Origin of the sequence: Kribbella sp. NPDC051770 (assembly GCF_040681455.1) — a bacterium.
GTDB lineage: Bacteria > Actinomycetota > Actinomycetes > Propionibacteriales > Kribbellaceae > Kribbella.
The window spans coordinates 96,710-111,654 of sequence record NZ_JBFAYT010000003.1; the positions used below are offsets into that span (position 1 = coordinate 96,710).

Annotated in this window: 15 protein-coding genes; 11 read left to right on the plus strand and 4 right to left on the minus strand. The window is 70.7% G+C overall.

All coding sequences use genetic code 11. The annotated features are described in order from the left end of the window. The first annotated feature begins 68 nt into the window (after positions 1-68). The 4 genes from AB0M01_RS11845 (at position 69) to AB0M01_RS11860 (ending at position 4,019) form a co-directional block, all read left to right on the plus strand. The gene (locus AB0M01_RS11845; RefSeq protein ID WP_363668295.1) at positions 69-623 is read left to right on the plus strand and encodes a YceI family protein; all 555 of its coding nucleotides are present in this window, start codon (positions 69-71) and stop codon (positions 621-623) included. Between the two features lie 164 nt (positions 624-787). Next, entirely contained in the window at positions 788-1,294 is a 507-nt protein-coding gene (locus AB0M01_RS11850; protein WP_363668297.1) for a hypothetical protein, read from the plus strand. A 119-nt stretch (positions 1,295-1,413) separates the two neighbouring features. Beyond that, complete coding sequence (locus AB0M01_RS11855; protein WP_363668299.1) at positions 1,414-3,078, plus strand: hypothetical protein; 1,665 nt, start codon at positions 1,414-1,416, stop codon at positions 3,076-3,078. Further along, positions 3,075-4,019, plus strand: a complete 945-nt coding sequence (locus tag AB0M01_RS11860; RefSeq protein WP_363668301.1) for a hypothetical protein — start codon at positions 3,075-3,077, stop codon at positions 4,017-4,019. The genes AB0M01_RS11855 and AB0M01_RS11860 overlap by 4 nt, the downstream gene beginning before the upstream one ends. Before the next feature lie 126 nt (positions 4,020-4,145). On the opposite strand, the gene AB0M01_RS11865 is transcribed toward AB0M01_RS11860, so the two are convergent. Continuing rightward, entirely contained in the window at positions 4,146-4,706 is a 561-nt protein-coding gene (locus AB0M01_RS11865) for a hypothetical protein (RefSeq protein ID WP_363668303.1), read from the minus strand. Positions 4,707-4,921: 215 nt separating this feature from the next. Between AB0M01_RS11865 and AB0M01_RS11870 the strand changes: the two genes are divergently transcribed. From AB0M01_RS11870 to pgm, 6 genes are all read left to right on the plus strand, one after another. Then, on the plus strand, positions 4,922-5,392 hold the full coding sequence (locus AB0M01_RS11870; protein WP_363668305.1) for a hypothetical protein: 471 nt from the start codon (positions 4,922-4,924) through the stop codon (positions 5,390-5,392). Between the two features lie 9 nt (positions 5,393-5,401). After that, entirely contained in the window at positions 5,402-6,580 is a 1,179-nt protein-coding gene (locus tag AB0M01_RS11875; protein WP_363668307.1) for a sensor histidine kinase, read from the plus strand. An 8-nt stretch (positions 6,581-6,588) separates the two neighbouring features. After that, a complete protein-coding gene (locus AB0M01_RS11880) occupies positions 6,589-7,227 on the plus strand; it encodes a response regulator transcription factor (RefSeq protein ID WP_363668309.1) in 639 nt (212 codons plus the stop codon). Between the two features lie 12 nt (positions 7,228-7,239). Beyond that, positions 7,240-7,593, plus strand: a complete 354-nt coding sequence (locus AB0M01_RS11885) for an MmcQ/YjbR family DNA-binding protein (RefSeq protein WP_363668311.1) — start codon at positions 7,240-7,242, stop codon at positions 7,591-7,593. A gap of 18 nt (positions 7,594-7,611) precedes the next feature. Continuing rightward, positions 7,612-9,102 (plus strand): fused MFS/spermidine synthase, encoded by a 1,491-nt coding sequence (locus tag AB0M01_RS11890; RefSeq protein ID WP_363668313.1) that lies wholly within the window; start codon positions 7,612-7,614, stop codon positions 9,100-9,102. A 63-nt stretch (positions 9,103-9,165) separates the two neighbouring features. Next, positions 9,166-10,788: a phosphoglucomutase (alpha-D-glucose-1,6-bisphosphate-dependent) gene (gene pgm / locus AB0M01_RS11895; protein ID WP_363668315.1), complete on the plus strand. Its 1,623-nt coding sequence runs from the start codon at positions 9,166-9,168 to the stop codon at positions 10,786-10,788. On the opposite strand, the gene AB0M01_RS11900 is transcribed toward pgm, so the two are convergent. Both AB0M01_RS11900 and AB0M01_RS11905 read right to left on the minus strand, forming a co-directional pair. Next, the gene (locus AB0M01_RS11900; protein WP_363668317.1) at positions 10,785-11,183 is read right to left on the minus strand and encodes a DUF3037 domain-containing protein; all 399 of its coding nucleotides are present in this window, start codon (positions 11,181-11,183) and stop codon (positions 10,785-10,787) included. The genes pgm and AB0M01_RS11900 overlap by 4 nt on opposite strands. Next, on the minus strand, positions 11,180-11,917 hold the full coding sequence (locus AB0M01_RS11905; protein ID WP_363668319.1) for a HipA family kinase: 738 nt from the start codon (positions 11,915-11,917) through the stop codon (positions 11,180-11,182). The genes AB0M01_RS11900 and AB0M01_RS11905 overlap by 4 nt, the downstream gene beginning before the upstream one ends. 70 nt (positions 11,918-11,987) lie before the next feature. On the opposite strand from AB0M01_RS11905, the gene AB0M01_RS11910 reads away from it, so the two are divergent. Next, positions 11,988-13,028, plus strand: a complete 1,041-nt coding sequence (locus AB0M01_RS11910) for a glutamate--cysteine ligase (protein ID WP_363668321.1) — start codon at positions 11,988-11,990, stop codon at positions 13,026-13,028. Here the strand turns inward: AB0M01_RS11910 and AB0M01_RS11915 are convergent. Further along, positions 13,025-14,815, minus strand: a complete 1,791-nt coding sequence (locus AB0M01_RS11915; protein WP_363668323.1) for a glycerophosphodiester phosphodiesterase family protein — start codon at positions 14,813-14,815, stop codon at positions 13,025-13,027. The two genes, AB0M01_RS11910 and AB0M01_RS11915, sit on opposite strands and share 4 nt — an antisense overlap. Positions 14,816-14,945 lie beyond the last annotated feature (130 nt).

The following is a 14,945-nucleotide window of genomic DNA, read 5'->3' on the forward strand; positions in this document are numbered from 1 at the left end:
GACTTATCAACCTGGATCTGGCACGCTAACGGTACAAACTTCAACTACCTGCCCCGGAGGATCCAGTTATGAGCACGACCGGCTACGCCGCGCTGACCGGCGACTACACGATCGACACCGCGCACAGCCGTACCGGCTTCGTCGCCCGGCACGCGATGGTGACCAAGGTCCGCGGCTCGTTCAACGAGTGGGAGGGCTCGGCCCACATCGACGGCGAGAACCCGGCGAACTCCTCCGTCAAGGTGACGATCCAGGCCAAGAGCATCGACACCCGCAACAGCCAGCGCGACGAGCACCTGCGCAGCAACGACTTCTTCGAGATGGACGAGCACCCGGAGATCACCTTCGTCTCCACCTCGGTCGAGCAGAAGAGCGACGACGTCTTCGCCGTCACCGGCGACCTGACCATCAAGGCGATCACCAAGCCGGTCACCATCGACTTCGAGTACACCGGTACGGCGACCGACCCGTTCGGCAACGTCCGGGTCGGCTTCGACGGCGCGGTCACCATCAACCGCAAGGACTGGAACGTCACCTGGAACGCGGCCCTCGAGGGCGGCGGCGTCCTGGTCAGCGAGAAGGTCACCCTGGAGATCGAGGTCTCGGCGATCAAGAACGCCTGATCGATCGACAGCAGTTCTCACCGGGGTCGCCGCTGCTCGGCGGCCCCGGTCTTTTGTCGCAGTGCGGTCACGATCGGCCGTCGACACCGGCGGGAAGGTTTTGCCGCTCCTGGGCTCTGGAAAACTCCCCGGTGAGTGACGACCTAGGGCCAGGGGGTCCGCCGATGATCGACACCAGGCTCTACCGATGGTTCCTGCCGCTGATCGGGCGCCGCCGTCCGGTACGCCGTACGCCGGAGTCGTTCCGCCCGCGCGGGACGAGCTCGCGGGTCAGCCGGCTCGCGGCCCGGTACGACGCCGACGTGGACGAGGCGCTGCAGCGGCTCTGGCCGAAGGCCCGGGTCTACCACGACCGCGAGTTCGCGCGGGACCGCGCCGACTTCCTGCTGGTGGTGCGCGGGCGGGGCGTGATGGTCGAGACGAAGGTGAAGAGCGATCCGGGCTTGTTCCGCGGATCGACGCTGCCGCCGTTGCTCGACCGGTTGCAGCGCGACGGCAGGCGCCTGGTGGTCCTGCTGAACCAGGGCGACCCGACGCCGGCCCGCGAAATGGTCGCCGACAAGCTCGGCGACAAAGCGCGGATCGTCGTCTGGTCCGGGCCGGACCAGGACGCCGAGCTGCGCGCGGCCGTCGAGGAACTGATCGCCCAGGAGTCCCGCCACCCGCTCTGACCCACGTCGGGCGATGTCAAAAGCTGCAATCCCGCAAATCCCGCGACTCCGCGTCTCGACATCCGGCAAGATGAGCCGGTATTTGGTCGAGATCTGGGGGTCCAGGGGTGGGCGGCGACGTGTTGCAGTCGACGGAGGTGGACGGCGTACCGGTGTTCTGGGCGCCGGGGGACGGGGTGCTGCGGGCCAGTCTGTGGTTCCGCGCCGGGATGGTGGACGAGTCGCTGCCGACGCGCGGCTGGCTGCACCTGATCGAGCACCTGGCGCTGCACGGGCGGGACTCGGTCCGGGTGCCGGTGAACGGGCACGTCAGCCTGCTCTACTCGAGCTTCGACGTCGAGGGCGAGCCCGAGGATGTGGTGGCGTTCCTGCGCGACGTATGCCGCTGGCTGGCCGAGCCGGACTTCAAAGACCTGGAGCACGAGCGGCGAGTACTGCGGGCCGAGAGCGAGACCCGCGGCGGCGGTGGCCTGACCGGCGGTCACCTGCTCTGGCGGTACGGCGCCCGCGGCGCGGGCCTTGGCGGGTACGACGAACTGGGGCTGTACACGGCTGAGCCTGACGGGCTCCGCGCGCTCGCCGGATGGGCGTACGCGCAGGGCAACGCAGTGCTCGCGCTGTCAGGACCACCTCCGGCCGGGCTCGAGCTGCCGCTGCAGCCGGGCCCACGAGTCCTCCCGGCTCCTGCTCGCCCCTGCGACCAGCCCACGCCTGCCGGGTTCGTCGGCCGTCAGAACACGATCGCGCTGTCCGGGACGATCGCCCGGACGACTGCGGCGACGACGATGCTGCGGGCGCTGCAGCGCGACCTGCAGCGAGGGCTGCGGCACGGGGCCGGGGTCGGCTACAGCGCCTGGTCGTCGTACGAGCCGGTCGATGCTGATCACGCCATGCTGACCGCGGGGATGGATGTCCTCGCCGAGGCGGTGCCGACGGTGGTGGACCAGAGCACGGCGGTGCTGCGCCGGCTCCGCGACCGCGGGCCTGACCCGACCGAGCTGCGCGACGACCTGAACCAGCAGATCCGGCAGTACGCCTCCCACCCGATCAATGAGTGGCTGCCGTTCCTCGCCGCACGAGATGTGCTGACCGGACGCCCGGTCACGACCAGCGCCGACGAGCTGGTCGCCGAGACCGAGGCGGTGACTGTCGCGGACGTGCGGCAGGCTGCCCACGGGCTGTGGCGCGACCTGCTGGTCTCTGTCGACCGGGCTGGTGCCGGTAGCCCCCAGCTGACGTGGCTGGACGGTCCTCCTGCTGCCGGCAAGCAGCCGAGCGGCCAGCGGTTCCGGCCGGTCGGGAGTCCCGTGGCGAAGGGTGAGCTGACGGTAGGGCGGACCGAGATCCACCGCCAGGCAGAGGATGCGGCGATCTCCGCGCAGTACGACGATCTGGCCGCGATGGTCGCCTACCCGGACGGCGGGCGGCTGCTGATCCGGCAGGACGGCTACCAGGTGACTGTCGAGCCGACGATGTGGCAGAAGGGGCAGCAGGCTGTTGCGTTGCTCGACTCGGCGGTGGCGAGGCCGCTGCGGGTGCAGCTGCCGGAGCGGGCGCCGGAGGAGATCCCGAAGAGCTCAGTGCGGACCCGCGACAAGGTGCAGTACTGGGGCAACCGCCCGATCGTGTGGGCGCCCTTCTTGGTGCTCTGTCTCCTCGGCGTGGTGCTCGCGCTCGCGACGGAGGAGATCGCCGCGCAGGCGTCGAAGTTCGTCGTGATGGGCGCGATCGTCGGGTTGGTCAGCTACGTCAAGCACCGCCGCGACGGAGGATCACCCACATGAGGCTCCGCCGTGAATCCGCACAGCAGCAGCTGCCAGAGATCGATCCCTGCATGGGCGATCCGGCCGCGCGCTCGTTCTGCGACGCGTTGAGCGCCCGCGACTGGCCGACCGCGCGCGGCATCCTGGAACGCACCGAGCATCCGGACGACCGCGCATTCCTTCTCGACACCGCGGGTTCCGCGCTCGGTGTCCAGAACTGGATCGGAGCTGTCGACGACCCGCTGGCTCAGCTCGTCCAGGGCTGCCACGCGGTCGCCTGGGCCTGGCAGGCGCGGGGCGGCTACCAAGCGCAGTACACGCGGGCCGACCAGTTCCGGCTGTTCTTCGAGCGGCTCCGGATCGCCGAGTCCTGCCTGTACGACGTGGTCGCGCGCGACCCGGACGAGGTCGCCGCCTGGGCGTTCCTGGTCCGGACGGCCCGCGGGCTCCAGCTGCCGCTGGAGGACGGCGAGTTCCGGTTCCGCCAGGCGACCGAGCGGCAACCGACGCACCTGAAGGCGCACGAGGAGTGGCTGCAGACCTTGTGCGCCAAGTGGCAGGGCAACGAGCAGTGGATGCACAGCTTCGCCCAGGATGCCGCCCGCCGCAGCCCTGACGGCAGCATGCTGCACAGCCTGGTCGCGGTCGCGCACCTCGAGGTGATGACGGATCGGGAGGGCGAGGCGGCGACGCAGTACATCAGCCGTGCGGATGTCCGGCGGGATCTGCGGACCGCCGCGGAGTACTCCATCTGGCATCCGGCGGCGCAGTTCCGCCCGGGTTCGGCGGTGTACTTGAACACCTTCGCGCTGGCGTTCAGCGTGAGTGGTGACCTGCCGGCCGCCGCGGCCGTGTTCGGGCAGATCGGCGGCAACCTCACGTCGTTCCCGTGGGGGTACCTGCCGGGCGAGCCCGCGAAGAACTTCCTGATCGGCCGGAACAGCGCGCTCGGGCACGCCTGACAAGCCGACAGCGCGGAGAGCTGGGCTCTCCACGCTGTTGGCTGGCTCCGAGTCGCGAGGTGTGCCCGAGGGCGGCGGTCCGGAGTCTGGTTCTCCTCCGGCAAGGCCCGGAGGTTGTTCAGGGGGTCAGCACTTCTGCGGTGTCGTGCTGCCGCCGTCGACGACCCAGCGGCCGTTGTGCTGCTCGACGCGCATCTCGTCGACCCAGCGGGTCGGTGACTTGGCCGGCATCATGCTGCGGCCCTTGGCGTCGACCGTGCGGGCGGCCTTGGTGTCGTAGCAGGCGCGGACGATGACGCCGGAGGCGGCGACAGTGCGCTTGGCCCAGACCACCTTGGTCGCGCCGGTGTTGCGCAGCTTGCGGGCGCGGTAGAACTTCGCCTGCGCGCTGTACGCCTTGTACAGCTGCGGGGTCATCACCGGGACCAGCTGCTTGGTCGCCTTGCCGCCGCTCTTCATCATCGTGTCGAGCGCGGCGCGGTAGTCGTAGTAGGCGTCGACGACCGGGTCGTCGGAGCCGGCGGCGGCCTCCGGCTGAGCCGCTCCGGCCGGGACATCGGTGTGCTTGGACGCCTTCTGGGCGCCGGGGGACGACGCGGCCACATCGGCCGATTCGCCGGCGCCGCAACCGGCGAGCATCAGGACCGGGATCAGCGTGACGGTCACCGCCAGGTTCCGAATGCGCATGGGTGCGAACCTCCTGTCGGGTGCCGTGAGCGTGGGACTGCCGCTACCACCGGCACTGTTCGTGTAACGCGGCGACACGGACCGTGGTCACTGTGACCTGGATCACATCACACCCAGTACCGGGGTACCGGGTCCGGTTTCGCTCCCTGGCCGGATGTGCCGAACGACGCGGATTTCTAGCGTTGATCTCGCCACCTGAGACCGAGGAGAACACGATGACGGACACCTTGACGACCACACCGGTGCTGTTGAAGATCACGCAGAGCGTTCGGTACGACGTGACGCTGGTCGTTGCGGGCCTACGCGGGCTCTGGCGCCCCTCCCGCGTCCTGGTCGCTGCACACGGCGTGCTCGGCGTCGTGCTCGGGCTGCTCAGCTGCTTCCTGCTCGTGATGTGGGTGATCGCGATCGTGCGCGGTCCGTTCTACGGCCTCGTCGAGCACGGGCCGATCGGTCCGGGGACCTGGGGCGGGCCGACGCGCGCCGGCGCGTGGGCTGTGCATGCCGCGGTGGCGGTGCCGGTGATCGTGCTGATTCCTCTCGCGCTGCACGGGATTGGCGCGCTGCATCTCGCGGTGACCCGAGGCCTGTACGGCGAGGAGATGCGCTGGTGGGTGCTCCCGGCAACGATCTCGATCGCCGCAGCCGGTGTGGTGCTGTTCGTCTCCTGGCTGCAGCAGATCTAGGGTCGCCAGATGACGGGATGGCCGCGGGGGCGCTGGAAGTGGGTCGCCGGCGCCGGTACGGCGGCGCTGCTGGTGCTCACGGCGATGGATCTGGGTCAGCACTACCGGCTGCCGCTCGGTGCAGCGCTCGCGCTGGGTGCCGCACGCGCGCTGACTCTCGCGCTGGCCTGGCTCCAGCCGCAGTCGACAGCCGGTCCCACAGGTGGTCCTGGTTGGCATCGCGGAGCAGTCAGCGTGCCCGCATCGCTGCTCGTCTCAGCGCTGACTGCTGCGGTGGCCACCCCGGTGACCGCCGACGAGCCGTGGCCGTGGCCGGTGACGAGTGTGTTCGGGCACTCGATCGTGCTGGCCGTCGTTGCGGCCCGTGGTGCGCCGAGGAAGGTAGCGGCCGGCTGGTGGATCGCCACCCAACTCCTAGGCGTCGCCGGGATGCTGCTGGCGCCGGAGCGCGGCTCCTGGGTCGGGCTGCTGACCATGGCGGTGCTGTCGCTGGTTGCCGTGGTGATCGGCGACCTGCTGTGGTCGCGGGCCGAGGCACGGCAGCAGCTGGTCGAGCAGGAGGAGCTGACCGAGGCAGAGCGGGCCGAGCGGGCGCTCTGGCAGGAGCGGGCGCGCATCGCCCGGGAGCTGCACGACGTGGTGGCTCACCACTTGTCCGTGGTCGTCGTACGGGCGGACAGTGCGCCGCACCGGTTGCAGCAGCTGCCGGAGGAGGTGCGGACGGAGTTCGCTGGGATCGCTGAGGAGGCGCGGTCGTCGCTGACGGAGATGCGGCGGGTGCTGCGGTTGCTGCGGGCTGAGTCGGGGGAGCTGGAGCCGCAGCCGGGGCTGGAGGATCTGGAAGGTCTGGTCGAGCGGGCTCGACAGGCGGGCGCGTCGATCGAGCTGCGGCTGACGGCGGTGAGCGTGGACGCAGCAGTCGGGCTGACGGCGTACCGGGTGGTGCAGGAGGCGATCAGCAACGCCGTACGGCACGCGCCTGGTGCCGCGATCACTGTCCTCGTACGAGAGAACCAGGGCGAGCTACAGGTGACGGTGTCGAACGCGGCGGGGAGCAAGGCGGTAAGCAGCGGCGCCGGGCACGGGCTGCTGGGGATGCGGGAGCGGGTGAGCCTGGTGGATGGGACTGTGAGGGCGGAGGGCACGCCGGACGGCGGGTTCGTGGTGGAGGCGGCGATGCCGTTGTGATCAGGGTGATGGTGGTGGACGACCAGGAGATCGTCCGCGCCGGTTTCAGCGCGTTGCTGGGCGCCCAGGAGGATCTGGAGATCGTCGGCGAGGCCGGTGACGGCGCTGAGGCGATCGACGTCGCCCAGCGGACCAGCCCGGACGTGATCCTGATGGACGTGCGGATGCCCGTGCTCGACGGCATCGCGGCAACCCGCGAGATCCTCAAGACGACAGAGACAAGAGTCATCGTCCTGACCACCTTCGACCTCGACGAGTACGTGTACGACGCGCTGCGCGCGGGTGCGAGCGGGTTCCTCCTCAAGCACGCCTCGCCGGGCGAGTTGGCGAACGCCGTACGGGTGGTGGCCGCGGGGGACGCCTTGCTGGCGCCGTCGATCACACGGCGGCTGGTCGAGGACTTCGCGAAAGCACGACCGGTGCTGCCGGTGCCGGACGCCCAGCTGACCCCGCGCGAGACCGACGTCCTTCGACTCCTCGCCAAGGGCCGCTCGAACCGCGAGATCGCGACCGACCTCGTGCTCGCCGAGCAGACCGTGAAGTCGCACGTGAGCCGCATCCTGACCAAGCTGGACCTCAGAGACCGCGCCCAAGCCGTGGTCTACGCGTACGAAGCCGGTGTCGTCGCCCCGGGCCCGCAGCACTGAAAGGCACACACTATGGACGGGTTGGAACGCCTCCGGGCCCTCTGCCTGGAGCTGCCCGAGGTGACCGAGCGGCTCAGCCACGGCGAGCCGACCTGGTTCATCCGGGAGAAGAAGACCTTCGTGACGTTCGCGAACCAGCACCACGACGACCGCGTCGGCTTCTGGTGCGCCGCTCCCGAAGGCATGCAGGAAGAGCTGCTCACCACCGATCCCGAGCACTTCTTCCGGCCGCCGTACGTCGGCCACCGCGGCTGGGTCGGCGTCTACCTCGACGTCGACGCCGTGGACTGGACGCACCTGCGTGAGCTGGTCCGCGACGCCTATCGCCAGGTCGCCCCGAAGACGTTGGCCGCCCAAGTGGACTAGGTCGATAGGGTGGCCCGGGTGAGTGAGACTGAGACCCGGGTGCGCGGGATCGGCGACAAGCTGGCCATCGGGATGTCGTTCGGGAGCTCGGCGGCGGTGATGGTGCTGGAGCTGGTCTCGCTGCGGCTGGTCGCGCCGTACCTCGGGCTCACGCTGGAGACCAACACGGCGATCATCGGGGTGGCGCTGGCGGCGATCGCGACCGGCGCGGCGCTCGGTGGACGGTTCGCCGACTCGGTGTCGCCGACGCGGACGCTGGGCCCGATGGTCCTGCTCGGCGGCGCGCTCGTGCTGCTGGTGCTGCCGGTCGTGCGGTGGACCGGCGAAGCGGTCCGCGGTGGCGGCGAGAACGCGGTGTTCCTCGCGGTCGCGGTCGCGATGTTCGTGCCGGCGTCGTTGCTGGCGGCGGTGACGCCAATGGTGACCAAGCTGCGGCTGTCGACGCTGACGCAGACCGGCACGGTGGTCGGCCGGCTGTCGGCGTACGCGACCGTGGGCGGGATCGTCGGGACGGTGCTGACCGGGTTCCTGTTCGTCGCGAAGGTGCCGACCAGCGTGATCGTGCTCTGCCTCGGCGGAGTGCTGGTGCTGACCGGCGCGGTGCTCACCATCTTCCTGCGCGGGATCCAGGCCGCCGCCAAGCCGCTGGCCCTCGCGCTGATCGGCACCGGGCTGACGCTGGTCGCGCCGCGGCCGTGCGAGGTCGAGACGGCGTACCACTGCGCTCGGATCGAGACCGACCCGAGCCGGGCCAGCGGTCGGATCCTGTACCTCGACCAGCTGCGGCACTCGTACGTCGACCTGCAGGACCCGACGTACCTGCAGTTCGAGTACATCAAGAACTTCGCGGCCGTGATCGACAGCGCCTCCCCGGCCGGTCAGCGGCTGGACGCGCTGCACGTCGGCGGCGGTGGCCTGACGATGCCGCGCTGGCTGACCGCGACCCGGCCGGGCACCCAGAACAAGGTGTACGAGATCGACCCGGGCGTGATCGCGCTGGACAAGGCCGAGCTCGGCGCGCAGGCCGGGCCGGAGCTCGACCTGCAGATCCGCGACGGGCGGCTCGGCGTCCGGTCCGAGCCGGCCGACAGCCGCGACCTGGTGATCATGGACGCGTTCGGCGGCGTCGCCGTGCCGTGGCACCTGACCACCCGCGAGATCGTCGCCGACGTCCACCGGGTGCTCCGGCCGGGCGGCCTGTACGTCGCCAACATCATCGACTTCGGGCCGCAGAGCTTCCTCAAGGCGGAGGTCCGGACCGTCGCCGCGGAGTTCGCGAACGTCGCGGTGGTCTCGACCGGCGCGGCGCTGAAGGGTGAGCAGGGCGGCAACTTCGTGCTGGTCGCGTCCGACCAGGAGCTGCCGCTCGCCGCGCTGAAGACCCGGCTCGGTCAGCGCGCCGACGTGGTGAGCGGCGCCGACGCCGTCCGCGCGTTCGTCGGCGACGCACCCCTGCTGACTGACGACTTCGCGCCGGTCGACCAGCTCCTGACGCCGTTCCCCGCCTGACCGGAAGTTGGGCAACCAGCGGGTGGAGTTGTGCTCCGCGCCGCGGGCTTGTTGCATGTGCACATGCACCCACGCGCAGGTCAGCCCGCCCAGCCCGAGGACCTCGTCGACGTCGACGCGATGCTCGCGGCCTACGACGGGATCACCCCGGACGTCGGCAACCCGGCCCAGAAGGTCGTCTTCGGTACGTCGGGCCACCGCGGCTCGAGCCTGGACGGCGCCTTCAACGAGGCCCACATCCTGGCCATCACGCAGGCCATCTGCGAGTACCGCACCGGTGAGGGCACCAGCGGCCCGCTCCTGGTCGGCCGGGACAGCCACGGCCTGTCCACGCCCGCCTGGCGCACCGTGCTCGAGGTGCTGGCCGGCAACGGCGTCCAGACCCTCGTCGACAGCGCCGACCGGCTCACCCCGACGCCCGCGGTCTCGCACGCGATCCTGCGACTCAACCGCGGCGACGGAGCGGGTGCCGACGGCATCGTCATCACCCCCTCGCACAACCCGCCGCGCGACGGCGGCATCAAGTACAACCCGCCGCACGGCGGCCCGGCCGACTCCGACGCGACCGGCTGGATCGCGGCTCGCGCCAACGAGCTGATCGCGGGCGGCAACCGCGAAGTACGCCGTACGCCGTTCGAGCAGGCCCGGAGCCAGGCCGGCGGTTACGACTTCCTCGGCCACTACGTCGACGACCTGCCGTCGGTGATCAACCTGGACGCGATCCGCGCCTCCGGGCTGCGGATCGGCGCCGACCCGCTCGGCGGCGCCAGCGTCGACTACTGGGCCGCGATCGGCGAGCGGCACGGGCTCGACCTGACCGTCGTGAACCCGCGGGTCGACCCGGCCTGGTCGTTCATGACGCTCGACCACGACGGGAAGATCCGGATGGACTGCTCCTCGCCGTACGCGATGGCCTCGCTGGTCGCGCAGAAGGACCGCTACGACCTGGCCACCGGCAACGACGCGGACGCCGACCGGCACGGCATCGTCACGCCGGACGCCGGGCTGATGAACCCGAACCACTACCTGGCCGCCGCGATCTCGTACCTGTTCGCGAACCGGCAGTGGGGTCCGGACGTCGCGGTCGGCAAGACACTGGTCTCGTCGTCGCTGATCGACCGCGTGGTCGCGGACCTGGGCCGGCGGCTGTGGGAGGTGCCGGTCGGGTTCAAGTGGTTCGTGCCGGGGCTGATCGACGGCTCGGTCGGGTTCGGCGGCGAGGAGTCGGCGGGCGCGAGCTTCTTGCGCTTCGACGGCAGCGTGTGGACGACCGACAAGGACGGGATCCTGCTTGCGCTGCTGGCCAGCGAGATCACCGCGGTCACCGGCGAGACCCCGTCGCAGGCGCACGCGAAGCTGGTCGACCGGTTCGGCGCCTCGGCGTACTCGCGGGTGGACGCGCCGGCCAGCCGCGAGCAGAAGGCCAAGCTCGCCGCGCTCTCGGCCGACGCGGTGACCGCGACCGAGCTGGCCGGGGAGCCGATCCTCGACCGGCTGACCAGCGCGCCCGGCAACGGCGCGGCGGTCGGTGGGCTGAAGGTGACGACCGAGTCGGCGTGGTTCGCCGCCCGGCCGTCGGGGACCGAGGACCTCTACAAGATCTACGGCGAGTCGTTCAAGGGCGCCGAGCACCTGGAAGAGGTCTTCGTCGAGGCCCGCCAGGTCGTCTCGAACGCGCTGGACTAACGCACGAAGGCGTCCACCAACCGGTCCAGGTCCGCGGCCGGGCTGCTGGTCAGCCCGCTGTGGATCGGGCCGGGGTGGACGACCGTACTGCGCGGAGCCGCGAGCCAGCGGAACCGCTCGCCGATCCGGGTCTGCGCGGCCGGGCCGCCGGCCGGGTCGCCCGCGCAGATCGCCCGGATGTGCTCCAGCGACGCGCACACCACGTCGACGTCCACGGCCGGGTCCAGCGCGCGCAGCCGGGCCGGGTCGACGTCCCAGGCGGCGCCGAGGAAGTCCATCCCGCGGCAGTAGAGCACCGCGCCGACGTTGACGAACTCGCCGCGGTGGATGCGCGGCGCGGCGCGCAGGATCACGTAGTCGAAGGGGACCAGGTCGCCCAGCTCGGGAGTGCTCATCGCGCACCGCCCGGCAGCCAAGCGGACCGGTCGGCCAGCCGCGCGGTCAGGTGCCCGAGGTACCGATCCCGGTCGCCCTCGGCGATCCACTCGTCCGGGACCAGCGCGATCACCTCGGTCAGCAGGTCCGTGGTGATCTCGGCCGCCAGCGCCGCGTCGATCGCCGGTACGGCGGCCGCGTCGTCGCGGAAGACGTGGTCGTTCGCGTCGTACGGCAGCGCGGCGAACCGCTCCGCCGACATCCAGGAGTGGTGGAAGTACAGGGCCGCGCCGTGGTCGATCAACCAGAGTTCCTTGTGCCAGACGAGCAGGTTGGGGTTGCGCCAGGAGCGGTCCACGTTGGCGATGAACGCGTCCAGCCAGAGGATCCGGGCCCGGGTCGCGGCGTCCGGCGTACCGCTGGACCCGTCGTAGCCGAACGAGCCGGGCAGGAAGTCGACCGCGAGGTTCAGGCCGGCGCTGCGGACCAGCAGCTCCTGGATCTCCTCGTCCGGCTCGGACTTGCCGATCGCGGGGTCGAGGTGGCACAGCTTCAGCTCCGGGATCCGCAGGCCGAGCCGGCGGAACAACTCGCCGGCGATCACCTCGGCGACCAGCGCCTTCGGGCCCTGGCCGGCGCCGTGGAACTTCAGCACGTAGGTCCCGAGATCGTTGCCTTCGACAACACCCGGCAGCGATCCGCCCTCGCGCAGCGGCAGCACGTAGCGGGTGGCGGTGACGGTCTGCAGACTCACCCGGGAGAGCCTAGATGGCCGTTTCTGCGCGGTGGGCGCCGGGTACCGACTCGGCGTGAAGCATCCGTCCATGGGCGTCGAAGAAGAGTTGCTGCTGGTTTCCGCGGCCGGTCAGCCGTTGCCACAGGGAAAGGAGGTGGCGGCCGAGACGGAGGGTGTCGACGTCGAGCTGGAGCTGACCAGGGCACAGGTGGAGACCAACTCGCCGGTCTGCGAGACCTCCGACGAGCTGTACGAGCAGCTGACCGCTATGCGCGCTGAGCTGGCTGCTGCCGCCGCTGCCAAGGGCGGGCGGTTGCTGGCGATCGCTGCCCCGCCGACCGGAGAGGCGGCGCACCTGGTGACCCGCAAGCCGCGGTACCAGGAGATGGAGGAGCGGTACGGTCTGCTGGCGCAGGAGCAAGCGGTGTGCGGTTGCCACGTGCACATCGACGTACCGGACCGGGAGGCCGCCGTACGGGTCAGCAACCACCTGCGGCCGTGGCTGCCGTCGCTGCTTGCGCTGAGCGCCAACTCGGCGGTCTACCTGGGTGCTGACACCCGGTTCGCCAGCTGGCGGTCGATCATGTGGTCGCGCTGGCCGTGCGTCGGGCAGCCGCCGTACTTCGAGTCGGCCGCGCACTACGACGCACTCGTCCGGACCTACGTCGACTCCGGCAGCATCATGGACGAGCGGATGGTCTACTGGGACGTCCGGCCGTCGTCGCACCTGCCGACCGTCGAGATCCGGGTCAGCGACGTACCGCTGACCGTGGACGAGACCGTGCTGCACGCGACGCTGGTCCGCGCGCTGGTGATGACCGCGCTGGCTGACGGCAGCCTGGGGCCCGAGCTGCAACCTGAGGTGCTGCGGGCGGCGTACTGGTTGGCGGCGAAGGACGGGCTGACCGGGAACAACTTGAACGTGCTGAAGGCCGAGGTGCTGCCGATCGAGCTCGTACTGCGGTTGCTGGTCGACCACGTGCGACCGGCGCTGGAGCTGCTGGGTGAGGTCGAGCGAGTGGAGACGACGATCGACCGGCTGCTGCGCGAGGGCAACGGCGCGGTGAGGCAGCGGAAGGCTCTCCGTGAGGGCGACGACGTGGTCGCCCTCACGGAGATCAGACCCTAGCTGCGGAGGAAGTCCTCGAGGCCGTGCAGGTCGTCGGTGTTGAGGTGGTCGACACCGGCGGCCGCCAGCTCGGCCCAGAGCGCGTCGCGGGCGGCGCCGCGAGTGTCCGGGGTGGCCCAGAAGCGGACCCGGTAGCCGGAGCGGTGCGCGGTGGTGACGATCTGGCGGAGCTTCTCGCGCTCGGCGGCCGGGAACGGGCCGACGCCCTGCCAGGTGAAGTTGTTCGTCCAGTTGTCGCTGACCAGCGGCATCAGCGACGCGGGCATCTTCGAGTTGAGGTCGGACAGGCGGCCGTCGTAGCCGGCGTACCGGATCTTCTGGGCCTTCAGTACGTCGAGCGGCCGGTTGCCGCTGATCACCGAGGTGACCGGGCCGCGGAACGTGTGCCCGCCGGCGAAGACGGTGCTGATCCCGCGGTACTTGCGCAGCGCGACGTCAATCGCGGCGTACGTCGTCGGGCCGTCGCTCTTGATGTCGATCAGCAGCTGGAAGTCGCGGCCGCTCTTGTAGACCTGGCCGTGGTTGGCGCGGACGCGGTCGGCGAGCGGCTTCAGGTACAGGCTCTCCAGCGTCCGGCCCGGTACGGCGTCGTCCAGGTCGTGGGCGACCCGCAGCTCGCCGTCGATCAGCCAGACGTCGGCCTCGACCGAGTTGAAGCCGCGGTCGAGGGCGTCCTGCAGCGGGCGGCGGTGGTCGTAGTCGTTGTGCGCGTGCGCCGACGCGAGCGGGCGGATCGCCGGGGCGTCGTACGCCTTGGGGAGCTTGAAGCCGTTCGCGCGGGCGACCTGACGCAGCCGGTCGGGGTAGTCGGAGATGATCCCGTCGACACCCTTGTCGATCAGCGACTCCATCGTGGCCGGGTCGTCGACGGTCCACGGCACGACCTTGATCCCGGCCCGGTGCGCCGACTTCACCATCGCCTCGGTCACGTACGGCTTGTACGCCGGGTCGCCGACCTTGCCGTCCTGCGGCGAGCCGTGCACCGGAGAGATCGCGCTCGCCCCGAACGACCGGACGGCCTTGATCAGGTCGCCGCCGAAGTCGTCGATGTCGAGCCCGCCCAGCCACGGCGACTTGCCCGGCTGGCCGACCGCGAGCATCTCCGGCGTGGTCAGCGCGACCAGCGGCAGCTCCGGCGCGACCTGGCGCATCCGCATCAGCGAGCCCCAGTCGAAGCTCTGGATGGTGACCTGGCGGCCGATCCGGGCCTTGCGGATCTCGCTCGCCACGACCTGGACGAACTGCTCGCGCGGCGCGGTCTGGGTCGGCGCGCCGGCCTCGACCTTGGTCTCGATGTTCAGCTTCACGTCGTCGGCGTGGAAGCGCCGGACCAGCGCGAACACGTCGCGCAGCTGCGGCATCCGGGCGCCCGGGTCGGGCGTCTGGCCCGGGAAGCCGGGCTGGGGGAGCGACCCGCAGTCGAGCTGCTGGACCTGCTTCAGGGTGAGCGTGTTGACGTACTTCCCGACGTACGGGTACTCGGGGTCCCCGGCCGTGTACGGCGCGGTGTCCTTGCACTTGGCGCCGGTGACCTGGCGGTCGTGGGTGACGACGGCGTACCCGTCCTCGGTGATCTGGACGTCGAGCTCGAGCGTGCTCACGCCGGTCTCCAGACCGCGCGTGAACGACGCGATCGTGGACTCGACGGTCAGGCCGAGCCCGCCACGGTGGGCCTGCAGGTCGAGCTCGCGGCCGCGGTACGCGGACGCCTCGACGGTGACCAGACCCGGCCCGAGCAGGGCGGCGGAGAGAGTGAGCGGGAGCAGCGCGCGGGAGAGGCGGCGCATGAGGGGTTCCTGTTCGTCGGCGACGGGGGCGATGGGGCCGATGGTTCAGTGCTCCGGGATACCCGGTGCCTCCTGAAGGTAACCAACCAGGGGCCGATCGGTAACCGCCCGGCGCCGTTCACCTCGCGCG

Bases quoted from the DNA above. Each gene is read 5' to 3' on its own strand.
- AB0M01_RS11870 (WP_363668305.1), top strand. From the start codon at position 4,922: ATGACGGACACCTTGACGACCACACCGGTGCTGTTGAAGATCACGCAG.
- AB0M01_RS11885 (WP_363668311.1), top strand. From the start codon at position 7,240: ATGGACGGGTTGGAACGCCTCCGGGCCCTCTGCCTGGAGCTGCCCGAG.
- AB0M01_RS11860 (WP_363668301.1), top strand. From the start codon at position 3,075: ATGAGGCTCCGCCGTGAATCCGCACAGCAGCAGCTGCCAGAGATCGAT.
- AB0M01_RS11845 (WP_363668295.1), top strand. From the start codon at position 69: ATGAGCACGACCGGCTACGCCGCGCTGACCGGCGACTACACGATCGAC.
- AB0M01_RS11850 (WP_363668297.1), top strand. From the start codon at position 788: ATGATCGACACCAGGCTCTACCGATGGTTCCTGCCGCTGATCGGGCGC.
- AB0M01_RS11875 (WP_363668307.1), top strand. From the start codon at position 5,402: ATGACGGGATGGCCGCGGGGGCGCTGGAAGTGGGTCGCCGGCGCCGGT.
- AB0M01_RS11865 (WP_363668303.1), bottom strand. From the start codon at position 4,706: ATGCGCATTCGGAACCTGGCGGTGACCGTCACGCTGATCCCGGTCCTG.
- AB0M01_RS11915 (WP_363668323.1), bottom strand. From the start codon at position 14,815: ATGCGCCGCCTCTCCCGCGCGCTGCTCCCGCTCACTCTCTCCGCCGCC.
- pgm (WP_363668315.1), top strand. From the start codon at position 9,166: ATGCACCCACGCGCAGGTCAGCCCGCCCAGCCCGAGGACCTCGTCGAC.
- AB0M01_RS11900 (WP_363668317.1), bottom strand. From the start codon at position 11,183: ATGAGCACTCCCGAGCTGGGCGACCTGGTCCCCTTCGACTACGTGATC.
- AB0M01_RS11910 (WP_363668321.1), top strand. From the start codon at position 11,988: ATGGGCGTCGAAGAAGAGTTGCTGCTGGTTTCCGCGGCCGGTCAGCCG.
- AB0M01_RS11880 (WP_363668309.1), top strand. From the start codon at position 6,589: ATGGTGGTGGACGACCAGGAGATCGTCCGCGCCGGTTTCAGCGCGTTG.